The organism is Subsaximicrobium wynnwilliamsii (assembly GCF_007997225.1).
GTDB classification, from domain to species: domain Bacteria; phylum Bacteroidota; class Bacteroidia; order Flavobacteriales; family Flavobacteriaceae; genus Psychroserpens; species Psychroserpens wynnwilliamsii.
On record NZ_VORM01000095.1, the window covers coordinates 1 to 1,401 of the forward strand.

Here is a 1,401-nt window from a genome sequence, read left to right on the forward strand (position 1 = left end):
TCAACATTTTTTGCACAGTCTGTGGCATTTCGTGTAAATATGTCAAGCTATTTCCGATAAATAACACATTTATTTCGTCAGTTGTTTCTGTGTTTTGAGATTTACAACTTATTGTGGTTAATGTGATTAATATTAGAAGAAGATTTTTCATATTTTCAATTTATGCGCGATTTTTGTTCAAATTACTGGCAACGTTTGGTATATGAAAAGTAGCGCTGAAAATAAGCGATAATTTTCGGATAAAACACAAGCCGAATTTTTAAATTTTACTAATTATTTTATTTTTGTGATTTTGTCAAATTTAAAAATTTGGCGACTTTCCAAAAATGCCCGAACCTTAATGTTAGCAATGACTCGCGCTATTTTTTATATACTTTGTTGTGAGCAGTGCTTTACTCGACTGCTAATTCCTTACTTATAATTTCAATGAATTTTTCATTCCATATTTTATAGTCGTGTCCACCTTTAAATTCATTAAATTCTGCTAATAGATTTAGTTCTTTATATTTTAATTTTAAAAAATCCGCATCTTCTTTGAGAAAGAAAGGTTCTTCACTTCCGAACTCTAAATATAGTTTTGGGTAATCAACGTTGGGTTTCCAAGTATTGGTTTGAATATCTCCGCCAAAAGTTGAAAAACAAAGGTAGGTTCCAATGCTTTCTGGATGACTATTTAATAAATGTAAACCAAAACCTGCACCATTTGAAACACCGTAAAAGTATCTATCGTTTTTAGTCAGCTTTTGATTGAATTTGTTTTCTACTGTAGATATCAATTCATTGTTAAAATATTGCATATGGTTTTCAAACCTATTAGCCAATTCTGGATTATGAGTATCAGCATAATATTAATTTACATATTCAAAATATCGATATGCTAAATACATCGTCTCTCCATTTCCCAATGTTCCGCTACTGTCAGCAACTTTTTTATTTGAATAACTCTTAATTAATATTATTGGCTGAATAACTCGGTTATTTATTAAAGAGTCTAACGTTTTCTTGTAAAAACTATTTTCTTTGATTTCGTTTCCATCTGTTGAGTATATAATCGGATATTTTTTAGCTTTATCAAAACCTTTAGGTAAATAGACATTATGTTTTCTGTATTCGCCCAAAGGTTGACTGTAAATTGAATCTGTAAAAAATTCGGATTTGGAAAATGTCGCTGTTTTTTTGGAATTACAAGAAGTAATTAAAACAGCTAAAATTAAAGTCAATATTGTTCGGATTATTATTCTCATTCGAGGTTTTTTTTGCATTGCTCACAACGTCAGTCCGTCTAATAACCTGCCTTGATTTTTGTTAGTAGAACCAAATTACAGATTTTGTTTTAAACTGCGAGTGCCATTTTAATTTTTCTATTGTGATTGGCAAATGTTGCTATACAGGCTAAAAATA

Annotated in this window: 1 pseudogene; it reads right to left on the reverse strand. The window is 29.7% G+C overall.

Annotated elements, in window-relative coordinates:
- Window positions 1-392 precede the first annotated feature (392 nt).
- Window positions 393-1,262 (reverse strand): annotated as a pseudogene (locus ESY88_RS20645) (alpha/beta hydrolase).
- Window positions 1,263-1,401 lie beyond the last annotated feature (139 nt).